The organism is Mycetocola sp. Y442, assembly GCF_056898615.1.
In genome coordinates this window covers 36,226-52,043 of the sequence record NZ_JBXHBV010000003.1, presented here as the reverse complement: position 1 = coordinate 52,043, position 15,818 = coordinate 36,226, and the positions used below count along the sequence as shown (strand labels likewise).

Annotated in this window: 14 protein-coding genes; 6 read left to right on the top strand and 8 right to left on the bottom strand. The window is 63.9% G+C overall.

Features of this window, described 5'->3' with window-relative positions:
* Positions 1 to 2 precede the first annotated feature (2 nt).
* The 6 genes from AC1X6S_RS11830 to AC1X6S_RS11805 all read left to right on the top strand — a co-directional run bounded on the left by AC1X6S_RS11830 (position 3) and on the right by AC1X6S_RS11805 (position 6,666).
* Positions 3 to 701, top strand: coding sequence for a NeuD/PglB/VioB family sugar acetyltransferase (locus AC1X6S_RS11830; RefSeq protein WP_483405956.1), 699 nt, complete (start codon positions 3 to 5; stop codon positions 699 to 701).
* Entirely contained in the window at positions 698 to 1,816 is a 1,119-nt protein-coding gene (locus AC1X6S_RS11825) for a DegT/DnrJ/EryC1/StrS family aminotransferase (RefSeq protein ID WP_483405955.1), read from the top strand. Before AC1X6S_RS11830 ends, AC1X6S_RS11825 begins: the two co-directional genes overlap by 4 nt.
* Positions 1,813 to 3,327 carry an oligosaccharide flippase family protein gene (locus tag AC1X6S_RS11820; RefSeq protein WP_483405954.1) on the top strand — a complete coding sequence of 505 codons (1,515 nt, stop codon included), beginning with the start codon at positions 1,813 to 1,815 and terminating at the stop codon, positions 3,325 to 3,327. The genes AC1X6S_RS11825 and AC1X6S_RS11820 overlap by 4 nt, the downstream gene beginning before the upstream one ends.
* Positions 3,324 to 4,592 (top strand): glycosyltransferase, encoded by a 1,269-nt coding sequence (locus tag AC1X6S_RS11815; RefSeq protein ID WP_483405953.1) that lies wholly within the window; start codon positions 3,324 to 3,326, stop codon positions 4,590 to 4,592. The genes AC1X6S_RS11820 and AC1X6S_RS11815 overlap by 4 nt, the downstream gene beginning before the upstream one ends.
* Before the next feature lie 158 nt (positions 4,593 to 4,750).
* Positions 4,751 to 5,758, top strand: a complete 1,008-nt coding sequence (locus tag AC1X6S_RS11810; RefSeq protein WP_483405952.1) for a glycosyltransferase family protein — start codon at positions 4,751 to 4,753, stop codon at positions 5,756 to 5,758.
* Positions 5,755 to 6,666, top strand: coding sequence for a DUF6492 family protein (locus tag AC1X6S_RS11805; RefSeq protein ID WP_483405951.1), 912 nt, complete (start codon positions 5,755 to 5,757; stop codon positions 6,664 to 6,666). Before AC1X6S_RS11810 ends, AC1X6S_RS11805 begins: the two co-directional genes overlap by 4 nt.
* 13 nt (positions 6,667 to 6,679) lie before the next feature.
* On the opposite strand, the gene AC1X6S_RS11800 is transcribed toward AC1X6S_RS11805, so the two are convergent.
* From AC1X6S_RS11800 to AC1X6S_RS11765, 8 genes are all read right to left on the bottom strand, one after another.
* On the bottom strand, positions 6,680 to 7,498 hold the full coding sequence (locus AC1X6S_RS11800; protein WP_483405950.1) for a chain-length determining protein: 819 nt from the start codon (positions 7,496 to 7,498) through the stop codon (positions 6,680 to 6,682).
* Positions 7,495 to 8,892 (bottom strand): O-antigen ligase family protein, encoded by a 1,398-nt coding sequence (locus AC1X6S_RS11795; RefSeq protein ID WP_483405949.1) that lies wholly within the window; start codon positions 8,890 to 8,892, stop codon positions 7,495 to 7,497. The genes AC1X6S_RS11800 and AC1X6S_RS11795 overlap by 4 nt, the downstream gene beginning before the upstream one ends.
* Positions 8,889 to 10,691 (bottom strand): DUF4082 domain-containing protein, encoded by a 1,803-nt coding sequence (locus tag AC1X6S_RS11790; protein ID WP_483405948.1) that lies wholly within the window; start codon positions 10,689 to 10,691, stop codon positions 8,889 to 8,891. The genes AC1X6S_RS11795 and AC1X6S_RS11790 overlap by 4 nt, the downstream gene beginning before the upstream one ends.
* Before the next feature lie 174 nt (positions 10,692 to 10,865).
* Positions 10,866 to 11,705 carry a glycosyltransferase gene (locus tag AC1X6S_RS11785; protein WP_483405947.1) on the bottom strand — a complete coding sequence of 280 codons (840 nt, stop codon included), beginning with the start codon at positions 11,703 to 11,705 and terminating at the stop codon, positions 10,866 to 10,868.
* A complete protein-coding gene (locus AC1X6S_RS11780) occupies positions 11,705 to 12,679 on the bottom strand; it encodes a glycosyltransferase family 2 protein (protein WP_483405946.1) in 975 nt (324 codons plus the stop codon). Before AC1X6S_RS11780 ends, AC1X6S_RS11785 begins: the two co-directional genes overlap by 1 nt.
* Positions 12,676 to 13,524 (bottom strand): WecB/TagA/CpsF family glycosyltransferase, encoded by an 849-nt coding sequence (locus AC1X6S_RS11775; RefSeq protein WP_483405945.1) that lies wholly within the window; start codon positions 13,522 to 13,524, stop codon positions 12,676 to 12,678. Before AC1X6S_RS11775 ends, AC1X6S_RS11780 begins: the two co-directional genes overlap by 4 nt.
* Positions 13,521 to 14,540: a TolB-like translocation protein gene (locus AC1X6S_RS11770; RefSeq protein ID WP_483405944.1), complete on the bottom strand. Its 1,020-nt coding sequence runs from the start codon at positions 14,538 to 14,540 to the stop codon at positions 13,521 to 13,523. Before AC1X6S_RS11770 ends, AC1X6S_RS11775 begins: the two co-directional genes overlap by 4 nt.
* Positions 14,537 to 15,814, bottom strand: a complete 1,278-nt coding sequence (locus AC1X6S_RS11765; protein WP_483405943.1) for an MFS transporter — start codon at positions 15,812 to 15,814, stop codon at positions 14,537 to 14,539. The genes AC1X6S_RS11770 and AC1X6S_RS11765 overlap by 4 nt, the downstream gene beginning before the upstream one ends.
* Positions 15,815 to 15,818 lie beyond the last annotated feature (4 nt).

Below are 15,818 nucleotides of genomic sequence, written 5' to 3'. Positions count from 1 at the left end.
GGATGGAGAAAACTCTGTTGATCGGGGCCAGCGGGCTAGCTCGCGAAGCGCTCGCGTTGGCACGGGCTGGCTCATCCCACACGGTGTTCGGGATACTCGACGACGGCTGGGCGGATATGGGCGAGTCCTTCGCCGGACTGCCCGTTCTCGGTGCCATTGAACGAGCCGTTGACTACATCGACACCAAGCTCCTCGTTTGCGTTGGCGCTGGAGCTGTCAGGGAAGCGATTGTCGACCGACTTGCACTGCTCGGGGTTGAGCGAGATGCGTACACAACGCTCGTGGATCCGAGCGTGAGCAACAACGGCGGCGCCACCGTGGGGCCCGGATCAATAGTGCTGGCACACGCCGTTCTCACCGCCGATGTCTCGATCGGCAGTCACGTCGTCGTTATGCCGAACGTCACCCTGACCCACGGCGACACGGTGGAGGACTTCGGAACCATAGCGGCGGGAGCGACGTTTGGCGGCGACGTACGAATCGGACGAGGCGCCTACATCGGCATGAACGCCTCGGTGAGACAGCGCCTGAACGTCGGTCAATACGCCGTGCTCGGGATGGGAGCAGTTCTGCTCCAACACCTTCCTGACGGAGAAACGTGGGCCGGAATACCGGCCAGGGCTCTTGGTGCACCGCCTGAGATCATCACTCCAATCCCGCCAGCGGCTGGTGCGGCACCAACAACCGAAAGGTCATCATGAACGTTCTCCAGAGGATCCCTCTCGTGGACCTGGGCGCGCAGCAGGCGGAAGTGAGTGAAGAGATCAACGCGGGTTTGAGGGAAGTGTTTGACAACACCGCGTTCATCGGTGGTCCGCAAGTAGGCGAATTCGAGAAGGCGTATGCCCGGCTGGTTGGCACCGTCCATTGCGTCGGGGTTGCCAACGGCACGGACGCTCTCGAGCTTGCGCTCCGGGCTTCCGGGGTCACGCCGGGCGGAGAGGTGATTCTGCCGGCGAATACATTCATCGCGACAGCCGAAGCCGTCTCACGGATCGGTGCGCGACCGGTTCTTGTCGATGTCGACCAGACGCATCTGCTCATCGACCCGAGTCGTGTCGCGGAGGCCGTGACCGACCTGACGCAGGCGATCGTTCCCGTGCATCTTTTCGGGCAGGTCGCCCCGGTCGAACTCCTGACGCCGATCGCGCTCGCGAGCGGCGCTGTGATCGTGGAAGATGCGGCGCAGTCGCAGGGCGCAACCAGGCACGGCAAGGCGGCCGGCTCGCTGGGTGTGGCGGCAGGTACCAGCTTCTACCCGGGCAAGAACCTGGGAGCAGCAGGCGACGCCGGCGCTGTGACGACGAGCAGTGACCAGGTTGCGGCGCACGTCCGACTCCTCGGCGCCCATGGAAGCGCCGTCAAATACCAACACGACGTTATCGGAATGAACTCGCGCCTCGACACGGTCCAGGCCGTCGTCCTGAACGCCAAGCTACGCCGTCTCGAAGGGTGGAACGAGGCTCGTCGAACGGCGGCTGCCTACTACGCCGAATTGCTTGCCGATGTCGACCCGGTTACATTGCCCCAGACTTCTGCCGGGAACGTCGACGCGTGGCATCTTTACGTCATTCGGGTAGCGGAGCGCGATCGGATCATGCGAGTGCTCGGAGAAGCCGGCGTCGGGGTGGGAGTCCACTACCCGGTGCCTGTGCACAGGACTCGCGCTTTCAAACACCTCGGCTACAGTGCCGGCGCCTTTCCCGTGACGGAAGCCGCAGCCGAAACGATGCTCTCCCTCCCTATCTACCCGCACATCACTCGTGAGCAGCAGCGCTACGTGGTGCGCCATCTGGTGAATGCGTTGCAGCCGTGACCAGGTCTTCCCGGAGCGATCCCGCCGGCCGTCGCGCCCAGCAGGGCGCTTCGAGTGCATTCGCCTGGAGCCTGGCAAATACGCTGGTGTCCAGGGTTGCAACCCTGGGGATCGGTATTGTTCTCGCTCGCGTGCTTGGCCCCGAATCCTTCGGCACCTTTGCCGTCGCTCTCATCGCGCTGATGGCGGTCCTCAGCTTCAATGAGTTGGGGGTCAGCCTGGCGATCGTGCGATGGCCAGACGATCCGAAGAGGATCGTGCCAACCGTTAACACGATCTCTGTGTTGGGCAGCGCGGTCTTCTGCGCCGCAGCCTTTGCGGCCGCTCCCGTTTTCACCGCTGCTATGGGAGATCCTGAGGCCACGGACGTGGTACGCGTCCTGATAATCAGTGTTCTCGTCAACGGCATAGTGGCGTCACCTGCCGCGCTTCTCCAGCGTGAATTCAGGGAAAAGCCCCGCATGATCATCGATCAGATCAACGTCTGGGGAGGGTCGGTGCTTTCGGTCGTTCTCGCGCTCGCGGGTATGGGCGCCATGTCGCTGGCAATAGGGCGACTTGTGGGCAGCGTCATCGCGGCAGTGCTATTTTTGGTCGTTTCGCCGATGCCGTACCGCTTCGGACTCGACCGGGCAGTCGTCGGGCCTTTGCTGCGTTTCGGGTTGCCGCTCGCCGGCACGAGCATCATCGTTTTCGTGGTCGGCTACGCCGATCAGTTGATCGTTGGGAGCGTCCTCGGGGGCGTCTACCTGGGGTTCTACGTCCTGGCCTTCAACCTGTCGAACTGGCCGGTCAGTATCGTGTCGCAGCCGCTGCGGCGGGTCGCCCCTGCGGCATTCTCTTCGCTGCAACACCGGGAGACAGAAATGCAGGGAGCGTTGGTGTCACTCGTTGGCATCGTTGCCGCTGCGATCCTTCCTCTCATCGCGTTCATCGCCGGGGCGGCCGTACCACTGGTCAGCTTTGTCTACGGGAGCGAGTGGATCCCGGCAGCGAGCGCGCTCTCCTGGCTCGTCCTTGGTGCTACCTGCAGGGTGTTTTGCGAGCTGGCATACGACTACCTCGTGGTTAAGGGGAAGTCGGGCACGGTCTTCTCCGTGCAGGTCGGCAGTCTGGTGGTTTTGATTCCGGCTTTGACCGCTGGTGCACTCACGAACGGTTTGGCGGGGTTGGCGGCAGCGCAGGCAATCACATCACTCATCCTGATTCTGCCGCTTTACGCGTGGCGCCTCTCGCGCAGTGGTATCGCGGTTCGTCGGTTGCTGGGTGCCGTCTGGATGCCGATCAGCCTCGCGGCCCTGGTCGGCGTCGCTGTCTGGTTTCTCTCCTCCCGAATCGAGAGCCCACTCGTTGCTCTTATGTCGGGACTGACGCTGGCCGGAGCGGTTTCATTGGCGATGGTGTATCGGCGCCGCGCAGACCTTCAGATATTGCGAGCTATCGGTCGTGCGGGTAGCGCAGGGCGCAGCGGGGCAGGTAGTCCGACGTCGGACGAGGAGATGGCGAAGTGAGAGTTCTCGTTTACCCCCATGACCTGGGGATCGGCGGAAGCCAGATCAATGCGATCGAGATAGCCGGGGCGGTCCAGCGCCTGGGGCATGACGTGGTTGTGTTCGGCCGTCCCGGGCCTCTCGTGCAGCAAATTGACCGCAACGGTCTCGAATTCATCGAGTCACCGAGGCCTCACCGAAGGCCTTCTCCCAACGTCGTGCTCGCACTCTCCAAATTGGTGAGGGGCCGCGCTGTGGACATCGTCCACGGGTACGAATGGCCGCCAGCGCTCGAGGGCCTCGCAGCGATTCGGTCCGCTGGGAGAGGGTCGGCGGTAGCGACGGTGATGTCCATGTCGGTTGCGCCGTTCATTCCGAAATACATGCCGTTGATCGTCGGTACCGATCAAATTGCCCACGCTGAACGAGGCTTCGGGCGGGAATCCGTTGCGCTCATCGAGCCCCCGGTGGATCTGGAACAGAATCGACCGGACGGCGACTTCGGCCAGGAACAGTTCAGGACGACATGGGGGCTTGCCCCCGGCAGGTTGGTTGTTTCGCTCGTTACGCGCCTGGCCGACGAGTTGAAGCTGGAAGGGGTGCTTGCCGCCATCGCCGCCATTGGGGAGTTATCGGTGAACCTTCCGGTCTGCCTCCTTATCGTCGGCGACGGACCAGCGAGAGCCCGTGTGGAGCGCGAGGCAGCACAGGTGAATGGCGCGAGGGGCAGTGGAACGGTCGTCGTTACCGGGCAGCTTGACGACCCGCGCGCCGCGTATGCGGTGGCCGACATCGCGCTCGGTATGGGAGGTTCCGCGCTTCGATCCCTCGCTTTCGGAAAGCCGTTGGTGGTTCAAGGGGAGCGGGGATACTGGGAATTGTTGACGCCGTCGTCGCTTTCGCAGTTCCTCTGGCGCGGTTGGTATGGGATCGGACAGGACGCCCTCCGGGGGTCCGAAGTGCTGGCATCAATCCTTCGAGACCTGCTCAGCGACGAAGTATTGCGACGCGAGCTCGGACTATTCGGCCTCCAGACCGTGGGAGAGAGGTTCTCACTCGAGGGGGCGGCGCGCCGTCAACTGGAGATCTATGACGAGGTGTCGACGGCGCGGCGGATCCGTCGGGTCGGTGACGATGTCCGTGCCATCCGGGCGTTCGCGGGATACGAACTGGGCAGGGTGGCCGACCGCGTAAAAGGCACCCTCAAAAGTGACGATTTCAACTCAGCGCCGGTGGCGGGGGCCTCACCCCTGGATAGCGCGCGATGGACAGGAGCGGTGCGATGAGCGCGGAAGCAACGGTGGTCTGGATTTCCGGTACGAACTGGGACGACGTTCCCGGAACAGACCAGCGAATGGTACTTGCCATCGCTGACTCTGTTCACGTGATCTGGGTGGACCCTCCGGTCGGATGGAATCCGTTAGGCGGAGCTCAGCCCAGGCTCATGGCGCGAGACGTGCTGCCCGGCGTGACCCGCCTGACGATCACGACCCTGCCGGGCGTGACCAGGCCTGTAATCCGAAGCGCAACGTCGTGGCTTCTCAGCGACCAGATCCGGAAGCTTGTGGCCGCGAGGAGCGCTCACGTCGTTGCAACGGTTGTGGCGTTCCCTCTGGCTCGCTTTCCCGAGGGCATCGGCGGGATCAGAGTGCTCTATGTTACGGACGACTGGTTAGCAGGGGCTCGGCTCATGGGCCTATCCCGAGCGTCGGTGAAGAGAATCCTCACGAAAAATCTCCAGAGAGCGGACTTTGTTGCGGCCGTCTCGCCGCAACTTCTTGAGCAGTTATCGCTTCTTGTCGACCATCGGGGTGAATCGGTTGTTCTCCCCAACGGGAGTCCGCTCCCTGTCAGCGATTACCGGCCAGCCGTGCGAGATCGCGTTGTGGGGCTCGTTGGACAGCTCAATGAGCGGCTTGACCTCGGGGTCCTCGAAGCTGTGCGGGATACCGGGGTAGCAATCCGCGTGATCGGGCCGCGATCGCACGGAAGCGCCGGCTTTGAGCGGCGGCTGGACCGCTTCCTGGCCTCACCCAATGTCGAGTGGGCCGGTGCTGTACCGGGCGGCGAGGTGCAGGAGCACCTGTCGCGGCTCGCCCTCGGGCTGACGCCCTATGTGAATTCGGCCTTCAACCGCGCAAGCTTCCCGCTGAAAACTCTTGAGTATCTCGCAGCGGGAATTCCGGTGGTTTCAACCGATCTGCCGTCTTCCCGTTGGCTGAACACCCCTCATATCACCCTCTGTTCCGAGCCTTCCGACTTCGCGCGTGCGGTAGAGACCGCGCTCCAGCAGCCGGAGGATACCGCCGCGGCCCTGGCGCGCCAGGACTTTGCCAGACTGCACAGCTGGGATGCGCGCGCCAAACAATTCCTCCAACTCGTGGACCAACAGGTTTCCCCGTCTCCAAGCGGGGACGGCGGGAACCTTGCCCGAGAGAGGAACCTGTCGTGACCGGGCCGCTTCCCGCTGGTGAGAGCCAGGGCCTGTCACTCAGTGTTGTCACACCGAGCTACCGCCCGGACAAGGAGCTCTGTGTTGATCTCGTCGCCAGTGTGTTACGGAATACCGGCGACACGGTCGTTCATCACGTGATTGTTCCGCAGAAGGACCTCGGGACGTTTCGGGGCCTCGCGAGCCGCCGGACCGTCATCGAGCCAGCAGATGCGTATCTGCCGAGAAACTTCCTCAAGGTGCCTCGGGCGAATATCTGGATCAATTTCCGCCGACCCTATCCGCCTGTGAGAGGGTGGATCACCCAGCAGATTCTCAAACTGGCGATCGCAGCCTCGATGACGACCGACGTCGTTCTGCTGATCGACTCCGACCTGGTGCTCATCCGTCCGATCACCGGTGAGACCTTTGGCGCCGACGGTACTGTTGCCTTGTTTCGCGTGCCACAGGGTATCGACGGGACCCTGCCACGCCATCGTCTGTGGCATGACGCCGCTCGTCGGCTGCTCGGGCTCTCAGCGACTCCACCTGGCCCGCTCCCCGATTACATCTGCTGTCCTTGTGCATGGAGTCCCAGGATCGTGCGGTCCATGCTCCGGCGGATCGAGGCTACTACTGGCCGTCAGTGGCAAACGGCCGTTGCGCGGGAACTCCACTTCTCCGAAATGATCCTCTACGGGGTGTACGTGGATGAGATTTTCGATCGCGACCGCCTGCGTCCGTCGACGGGCGACATGAGGTGTGTCAACCATTACGAAGAGACACCGCTGACCCAAGAAGAGTTGGGTGATTTGCTTGCACATACCCGACCGTCGGATATAGCGGTCATGATTTCGGCAAAGTCGGGTACCGCGTTGGAGGTTCGGCGCGCTGCGTTCAGAGACTTTGAGGCGCCGGCGGCCGGTTGACAACCAGAAGGGGTCAGTGGCTTTTCGTGGAAGCGACAGGGTGGGAAACACCCGGGCGGGCGCGGTCTGGCTCTGAGGGTTGACGGACGCTCGTCACTTTCCTCGCCCTGTAGGGAATTTGGTTCGGGGAAACAGTGCCGCCTGTGCCGCCACTGCCGCCTGGCCCGCCTGTGCCTGGGCCAGGGGCCGGTGAGCCCGGCGCGGGCCGGCTGCCGCTCATTTCGAGCGAACGGGCGAGAGAAATGGCTCCGAACAGGAGCACGCCGCCGCCGAGTGCTACCAGGATGACCGACCGGAGGCGGCTGGAGAACTGCTCCTCCGCCCGGTCTGGCGACGATATTGCCAGAGCCGTGAAGAGGTAGGTTTCATCCGCCCCATTGACGGTCTGTATCGCGCGTAACTCGCTGACCAGCACATCGCCCAACGCCCGCGTGGTCGCGACGGCGTCTTCGGGCGCCGTTGAAACCCCCACTATATCGATGACGAACCCGTTTCCATTTGCGCTGCGGGCCACCGTGTAGTCAGGGCTGAGGCCCGCGTCCTCCAGAGACTCCATCATCGACCTGTCGCCTAACCGAGTGATCAGGACGTCCGAGATGAGCGCAGGGTCGGACGAGCGCAGGTATGGATTGTCGGAGTTCAGCTCGGCGAGCTCAGGGTGCTCGAGGAGTTCCGTTTCCGTTGGTACCCGGGGATTGACCATTGCGAAGCTCATGTTGGCTTCGTAGGACCGCGGGCCGAACTGGAATACGTAGCCTGCTGCAAGGAGGGTGAGGAGCAATACCGGGAGGACATACGCTTTGTGTCGCCACACCGTCTTCAAGACACTCATCGGGTCCACAGGGTGCCTCCATCATGTTCTCCGGATCGCGTGGACGTTCCAGCGACGGTCGGCCTCGCCGTTACCAAATCTGAGGAATACTCCTTTTTTACCATGATCCAAATGGCACCGCCTAGACCCACAAACACGGGGTAGAGGAGCGCGAAGACGGGAAATGACAGGGAATCGAAGGTCGCGGAGCACGCGGCGGCGACCATCCCGCCCGCGGCAACGGCCCCGGCGAGGGTGCGAAGCTCGGAACTCTGCGCCCGTCTGGCCGCGGCCAGGGTGGCGAAGGCTGGGATGGTCAGATAGGCGATCAGGCATGCCAGTCCGACAAGCCCCATCGATACCAGGGTGGTCAGATACTGGTTGTCGAGAATCTGCAGAGCGTTTGTCGGCAGGTAAGTCCCAGGGCCGGTGCCGACGAGTGGATGGGCCTCCACCATCTCCGCTACTCGGGGGTAGTTGTTGGTCCTGGTGCTGATTGAGGGGTCGCTTGCGTCTGCGGTGAGGGCGCCGGTGAGCGTGCTGACGAGCCCAGGTACTCCGAGAAAAAGGCCGACGATGGCCGCTGGCGAGAGCACCAGTGCCCACTGCCGTGCGGCCCGGGGCAGAAAGGGGAGAAAGGTCAGGATGCCCACAACCGCTCCGAGGACACCTGAGCGGGAGATTGTCGTCGCAACGGCGAAAACAAGCAGGAGGGTTCCTGCCCAATGGACGATCTTCTTGCCCTTCGGATCGTGTAGCCCCCTCCAAATGGAGATCGGGAGAAGCATCGAGCAGACGACGCCCAGTTCGATCGGCGTAAAGGTCGTGCCCGCGACCCTGATCAGGGCACCACGCACTTGGAAGGTCGTGTCACCGCCGTTGTACACGAACCCTGGCATGGCTTGCTGAATCCACTCCACAGGATTGATGTGCAGATAAAACTGGGTCACCGCCACGAGGCAGCAGAACGTTCCGCCGGCGAGAAGAGCTCTGACCACAACGAGTGCGTCGTCGATCGTGCGAACGGTTTCTGTGATGACCAGGATCAGGCCGGCGCTCGCGAAGAGCAACAGGAGCCACCGGTCGGCCGACGCCCGACCGGCGATGGTGCTCTCGCCCACCCAGCCCGCATAAAGCGCGACATACGACGCGCAGGTGCCCAGGATCAGCAGTGCGAGCCCGATGCGCCCGGGGTGGCGAAAGACGACTGGGTCATGAAGGCCGAACAGCCATGACGCCAACCACAGCGCGAACAGGGTCAGGGCGAGAAGCAGCGGAACTGTACCCGCCGCCCCCAACGGCTCGAGGATCATGCTCGCGGGGAAGAAGAAGATGCTGAATGCCGCGAAGCGGAGCAAGAGCGGCGGCGACGTACGCCGACGCGCTTCTCCTGCGCGCGGCTGAGGCAGACTCACTCGAGGCACCGTGGATCTGCCGGGGCACTGTAAATGTGGACCGCGTTTCCGTCTTCAAAGCCGTCGCTGAATGCGCCGTTGATTGCGGACACAATGCGGTCTTCGCCAATCACCGTCAGGGGGCCAGTACCCACGCAGGCATTCGTGATGGTCACCGTTTGTGCCTCCTGCTGCGTCGATCCGGCGAAGACATACACGCGACCGTCGTGCACCTTGGTCATGTGGTCTACGCCCCCGGCGGAGGTGGTGACGCCGTCAAGGAAGGGTGCATTCAGCACCGGTGCCAGGCTCGCGATCTGGGCGTTTACCGCGGTGACCGTCGGTCGTACCGCTGAGCCACAATCGTCTCGGAGTACATGTTGTGACAGGCAGCTTCCCCCGAAATTGTGATTGAAGTACACAACGCCACGAGCGCCATGGATGATGCTGCTCCAGACGGCCGCGCGGATTTGGGGCCCGGTGATCGTTGGCGCGTAACTTTCACTAAACGGGTGGCCGACTTCAACAAAAGCCCACACGGGCTTGCTCCCCGTCGGCTCGACCAGCGAACGCACGCGGTCGACAGTCCACCCGTAATTGCTCGCCAGGCGGCATTCGGCCTGGGTCAATGACCGGCCGCCGACCATTTGGCCGCCCTCGGACGGGCCGCAGATATTCGGGTCAGTGAACCAGTAGTTGTCGACCGAAACCACATCCTGATAGTCGTTCACAAATCGAGCTGCTTCGTCGTCTGTCTGCCAAAAAGTCACACCCTTTCCGTAGTTCGTGTAGGCCAGGATGCCCGGACCGATCTGCCTGCGGAGAGTGTCCATGATGGTGTAACCGCACTGTGCGCCAGCCGGAGAGCAGATCGGTCCCTGCCCCGGGTCGTTTCCGGTCCACGCGGCGCTTCCCGGACCGCCCCACATATCCGCTTCATCGGTCGTGAGCCGCCCGGCCGTGCCTGGCATGTCATTGCCGGTAATGGCGTATGGGCCGGTCGGACCCAGCAAGGACGTGTCTGAATTTGACGTCAGCTCGACATACAGGTTGAGCCCGGCGTCTCGATCACGCTGGACATCGCGACGAGTCAGGATGCTCTCGTACCACACGCCGACCGGGAAGAAGCTCGCGTCGGTCGGCAGGGAGTTGGAGAACTGGTCGAAGTAGTCCGGGCCGCCGTCGACCTGGCGCAGTGTGCCGACGGACGTTGTCGGGTCGCCCGGCTCTGCCGGTGGCGTCACGATCGGTGGCGTCGCTGGTTCGCTCGGTTGGGGCTGTGAAGCGAGCGACGGTGTGAAGCTGACGTCGACGAAGTAGTTGGAGTTTTCCCAGCTGTCCGTGGGAAATGCTGACTCGCCGTAACTGTAGACGCCGGCACCGGCGGGAAGCGCGAGATCTCCCCGGGTCGTCGGAGAGTCGAAATCGCCGATCGTGACCGAATAGTGTCCGCCGGGCGCGTGGTACGAGACCACGTATGGTTCATTGGCTCGGATCTTCACCGGTGACGCCAGGGTCGCGGTTTGCCACCCCGATGTCGACTCGCTCGCAAATGTCGTTTGCGCCAGCAGCACGCCTTCCCCTGTCCACAGCGAGCCGGTGTGCACGCCCGTGTTCAGCGGTGATTTGTAGAATCGGATGCTGTCCACCGAGCCGTCTGTTGTGCTGCTGAATTTCATTCCAAGCTCGACGGGGGCGGTATCGGGGTCAGTCATGGTGCGTGGGGACACGGCCGGATCCAGGGCCGTCTGGCTCGCCGCGTATGCCGCCTGGAAGGAGCCCAGAGCCAGAAGCACGGCGACCACCGATGAGATTGTCACTCGGAATCGGCTGGTGGCGCGGCGCTTTTCGGGCTGGCGGGCGCGATGAAATAAAGACATGATCCGACCTTCTGAATTGGTGCGTGCGAAAGAGATATTCGGGTTCCCTCCACTCGATAGTCCCCCATACGGGGGGCTTTGTCGACATATTCTCAGGTTGAGAAGGCGTGTACCTCATGGCGACTGTCGACTCGTGCTGTCCCGTTCCCAGGCGCGGGGCGGGCCGCCGCGACCTGACCATGGCGGCGGAAAGCGCGAAACCACGGCGAGAAGGGTATAGGCAAGCGCGTCGAGGGCGCTCGCGATCCCGCGGATGCTGAGGACGAGTTCCTTGAGGCTCGTTGACGGAGACGTGCCGCTGAACTCCGAGACCCCCCGCTGGTTGCGGCGCAGGATCGAGAGCAGTGCCGCTGTCGTCCGCGGGGTTCGAACGCGCACGGGGACGGTCGTCACTATGTGTTTCTCTTCCGGCGCGAACAGGCGATCGACGTAGAGGTCGTCCGCGGTCACAGCGGGAAATGACTCGAAACGTTCATGCCCGGACTCGCTGAGCGCGTAGACCCCGGCGCCCCACAACGCGAACCGCGTCGACGGCATCCGTCTGCGCGCTCGATAGTAGGCGCGGACGAGCGCGGATGCTCCGCTGGTGTCGTAACGGTAGATCGGTCGGGCAGCGGGTACCGAACCGGTGAGCGTGCGGAATACCCGCGCGACGGCATCCGGCTCGATTTCGATGTCGGCGTCAAGGTACAGCCGTGGCCATCGGGTGACCCAGGCGTCGCCGGCGTTGAGCGCCGCCGTCTTCGATGCTTCGGAAATTTCGAGAACGTGTACCCCCGTGTGCTTGCGAGCACGCTCGGCCGTATCGTCGGTGCACCCGTTGCAGATCACACAGATTTCGACGTTGTCGAACTCGGCAATGGGCGCGAGGTGCCGAAGTGTGCGGTCGATCACCGAGGCCTCGTTGTGAGCGGGGATAAGGATCGCGCCAGACGGGAATTCGGTGAGAACCATTACTCGGATGCTCCTGTCGCGCGGGGAAGGGACTGCCACGATTTCCTGCGAATCACAAAGCGCAGCGATCGACGGTGGTCCGGCTGTGAGAAGCGCAGCAGTTCGTGCAGGACGACTGCGAGGCGGTACGCACCCGCATATCCGGGTCCGTGCCCTTTCTCGACGTACCGGACGCGGTTGACGGTCATGAGTGCCACGAGGTCTGACGAGGTCCCTGACCCTCCCTGGCTGTGCCGGACGACGGCGTCCGGTTCGAACCAGACCACTTCACCCGCGTCGCGGACTCGCCGGAAGTAGTCGACCTCCTCCGAGTAAAGGAAGAACCGTTCATCCCAGCCACCGACGAGGTTGGCGACGTCGCCCCGGATGAGAAGCGCTGCGCCGGTTGCCCACTCCACCGTGTGAGCCCGGCGATACGGCGCAGGGCCATAGACCATCTCCGAGAGCCAGCCGGGTCGAGTGGCCCACCGGCTGCCGAAGAGGGCGTCACCGATCGCCCGGGACAGTGTCGGTTCCCGGCGCAATGATTCGTAGGTCACGCGGGAGTCCTCGAGAATGCGCGGCACGACGACACCGGCGGCCGAGTACTCGACGCGGGCGAGCAGTGTCCGGATGGCACCGGGCTCAACCTCGAGGTCGGGGTTGAGCACCAGAATCGCTTCCGCGTCTCCCACGTGCTCGCGGGCGGCGTTGATGCCCGCCGCGTATCCGACGTTGCCCGCCGTTCGAAACGCGATCACGTCCGGATGACGCGCCACAATCTCGAGCGTGCCGTCGACGGAATGATTGTCGGCAACGATGACCCTGAGACGCGAGTGCTCTGCTTCGTGGCGCAGGCTCGAAATCAGGCGGTCGATGTCAGCGGCGCTGTTGTAGGTCACGATGACGACGGCGACGTCGGCCCGCGTGCCGGGGCCCGCGAACGTTGCGTCTGCCGTCGAACCGAGCGGAGTCACGCCGTTGGTGAGCGTCATGTCTCACCGCCCGGCGGCGGCACGGCGGTATCCGCTCTCACCGGAAGACCCGGTGCGGCCCCGGATGCCATGATCCTGAGCAGCGCGGTCGGCCCCTCGACGAGATAACGTCGCCCGAGACGGCGTGGTTCGAGTACGAGGCGCCATGCCCATTCGAGTCCCGCCGATGACACCCACTTCGGCGCTCGCCGTACCCGTCCGGCGAGGAAGTCCACAACGGCGCCAAAGGCGAGGAGCACCGTTGCATGCGTCGCGGGGCCGTACTCCGCGATCCACAATTCCTGTCGCGGTTTGCCGAGCCCGACAATGAGAATGTCGGTCTTTGCATCGCTGATTTCCTGACTGATGCGGCCACAGGCATCCGGATCTGACAGCTCTTCACGCGCTGGCGACCAGAATCCGGAGATCTGCAGTGACGGTCGGGTCAATCGGAGGTAGCTGCTCAGCAGCTCCTGCGTTTCGGGCGAGCCGCCGAGAAAGCCCACGGACGCACCGGTTTGCTCGGCGCGGTCAAGGAGCGGAGTTATGAGATCGCTCCCAGCGAGCCGTGGGCAATCCTCGCCGACGAGCTGGCGGGCCCGCACGGCGACCGGTGCGCCGTCGATGAGATTGAGCCATTCCACCGGGGGGTGGGTGGGCGGTCGTGTGGGCGCGATGAGCCTGGTTCCCCATTTGGACCCGGTGCCGAAGTGGTGGATGTGGTCGAGATTGATGGATGCCACGGCGAGCGGCGTCGTTTCGTGGGCCAGTGGACGGGACGCGATGAGGTCGACAGCTTCGTCGAACCCCCTCACATCGACAGGAACTCCACCGAGGGTGATCCGGCGTTCAGGAACGAGCGTCATTTCGTCACCACCGATGGTGACCAGGCGTGCTCGATGAACAGCGACGGCGCCGTCGCTCCCTCGCTGTCGATTGCCCATACGTCGCTGTCGCCGATCGCGTCCTCGCGAGCCAGGCCGTACAGGAGCGTCGAGTCGTCGAGCCACTCCACCTGGTCGTCGACATTTTTTGATTCTGGAAGCACAACTTCCTCCTCGGTTGTCAGGGTCAGTACTGCGATTCCCCAGTGCGGGGCTTCCGGAGTTCCGGAATTCTTCTTGTAAGCGACGCGACTCCCGTCGGGCGAGAGTGACGGGCACTCGGCATTGCTCGCGACCGCCGTGAGCGTGCGCTCGAGCAGGTCTCCGTGCACCAGCCAGGTCTGGCCGCCCGACGCCGCCGTCGCGTAGAAGGTCGTGTCGTCTGCGGCGAAGGTGACGCCCCAGATGTTCCGGTCTGCCGCCGTGAGGCGCTCACCGTCGATGAACAGGGCGAAGTCTTCGAGGTTGCCGTAGCTCTCGCCGCCGACTCGCGAGACGACCGTCTCCGTGGAGAAGCCCACGGTTGCGTAGGAATGTCCCGTCACAAAAGAGGTCGTGGAGACGAGGGAGCCGTCACCAGACAGTCGTGTGCGACTCGGGATGCCGGGAAGCGGCCACGATGCCACCTCCGTGCCAGCGAGGTCGAAGACGGTGGCTGAGAAGGTCGTTGGGATGCCCCGCTGAATGCGCAGGCAGGACAGCACACCGGCAGCGGCATAGACCCGGTCGCAGGCGGTGTCACTGAGAGCCCGGTCCGCGGACGGGGTCTGAAGCGGGACCGTGGCCACCTTCCCGTAGCCATGGCCCTCTGCGGTGTTCCTGAACACGATCCGTGGCAGAGCGGCATCCGTGCTGAGCGACGTCGTACGTACTTCACTTGGCCCCGCTGCCCGCGCCTGGTACCTGGAGTACGCCGAAGTACCGTAGGCAATCGCTGCGCCGAGGACGAGGGCGGAAATGAGCAGGAGCGAGAGCCATTTGGTCCGTGAGATGGTCATGCCGGCCTCACCGTCCTGAGCGCATCGCGGAGGAGGACGATGGTCACCGGGATGACGACGGCGAGGGCGGTGGCGGCGACGAACATGGCACCGTCCCGTCCGAGCGAATACCAGAGCAATCCGAAGCCGACGGAAGCGAGGAGCCGGGACAGCGCGACTGCGGTCTGCGCCGCGGCGATGCCGCTGGCGAGGGTGTCGACCGGTGTGGTCTGGGCGGCCAGCGCCGCGAGGATGCCGTCGCTCGCCGCGTAGAACGCCCCGAGCAGGACCAGGCAGGTGATGGTGAGCTGCCAGCCGGTGGCAGGAACCGCGGCGCACACGTAAGCAGCGAGCAAGGCGACGTGGCCGAGGATAAAGACGCGTGCCCGGCCGAATCGGTCAGCGAATCGGCCCAGTGGGATGGCGAGGGCTAGGAACGCGACGTTCGTGCCGACGTAGAGCAGCGGAAAGTACTCGGTGGCGAACCCGCTCTTGCTCTGCAGGACCAGATAGATGAACCCGTCGCCGACGGTGACGAGACCGAGCAGGCCCGCCGTGAGCAGCAGGCGACGAAGCCGTGAGTCGTTGAGGTCACGCCAGCGGAACCGCGCCGCGGGTACAGCCCCGGTTGTGGCGCGCTCCGCCCGCGGACGCTTGTTCGGCACGAGGATGCCGAGGATGACGACGCCGATGATCGCGAAGGCGAGGGAAACAACGAAAATTGTGCTGTAGCCATCCGGAATGAAAAACAGGATCGCGAAGGCCAGAAGCGGGCCGAGAGCAGCGCCGACCGTGTCGAGCGCGCGATGTACGCCGAACGACCGAGCGAGGGTGCCGGGGTCTGAGGATGCCGTGATGAGGGCATCGCGCGGGGCGGTTCGTACTCCCTTGCCCAGCCGGTCGAGAGCGATAACAGCGCTGAGTGCCGCGAAGCCACTCGCGAACAGCAGGCCCACCCGGGCGACGGCGGAGATGCCGTAGCCGAAGAAGGCAACCCATTTGGGCTGGTCACCCGTGTCCGCTGCATACCCGCCGGCGATCCTGACCACGGCACTGATGCCCTGGTAGAGGCCGTCGATGACGCCGTATGCGACCGTCGACAGTCCGATGACGCCCGTGATGTACAGGGGAAGTATCGCTGACACCGATTCGGTCGAGATGTCGGTGAACATGCTCACTATGCCGAGTGCGATCACCACGGACGACACCCGCGTTGAAGCGGACTGGGTGGGTCGCCGTGCGGGAGACGACTCGGCCTGTTCTGCCGGTCCGGCGTCGGAGAGTGAAATGTACATTGTT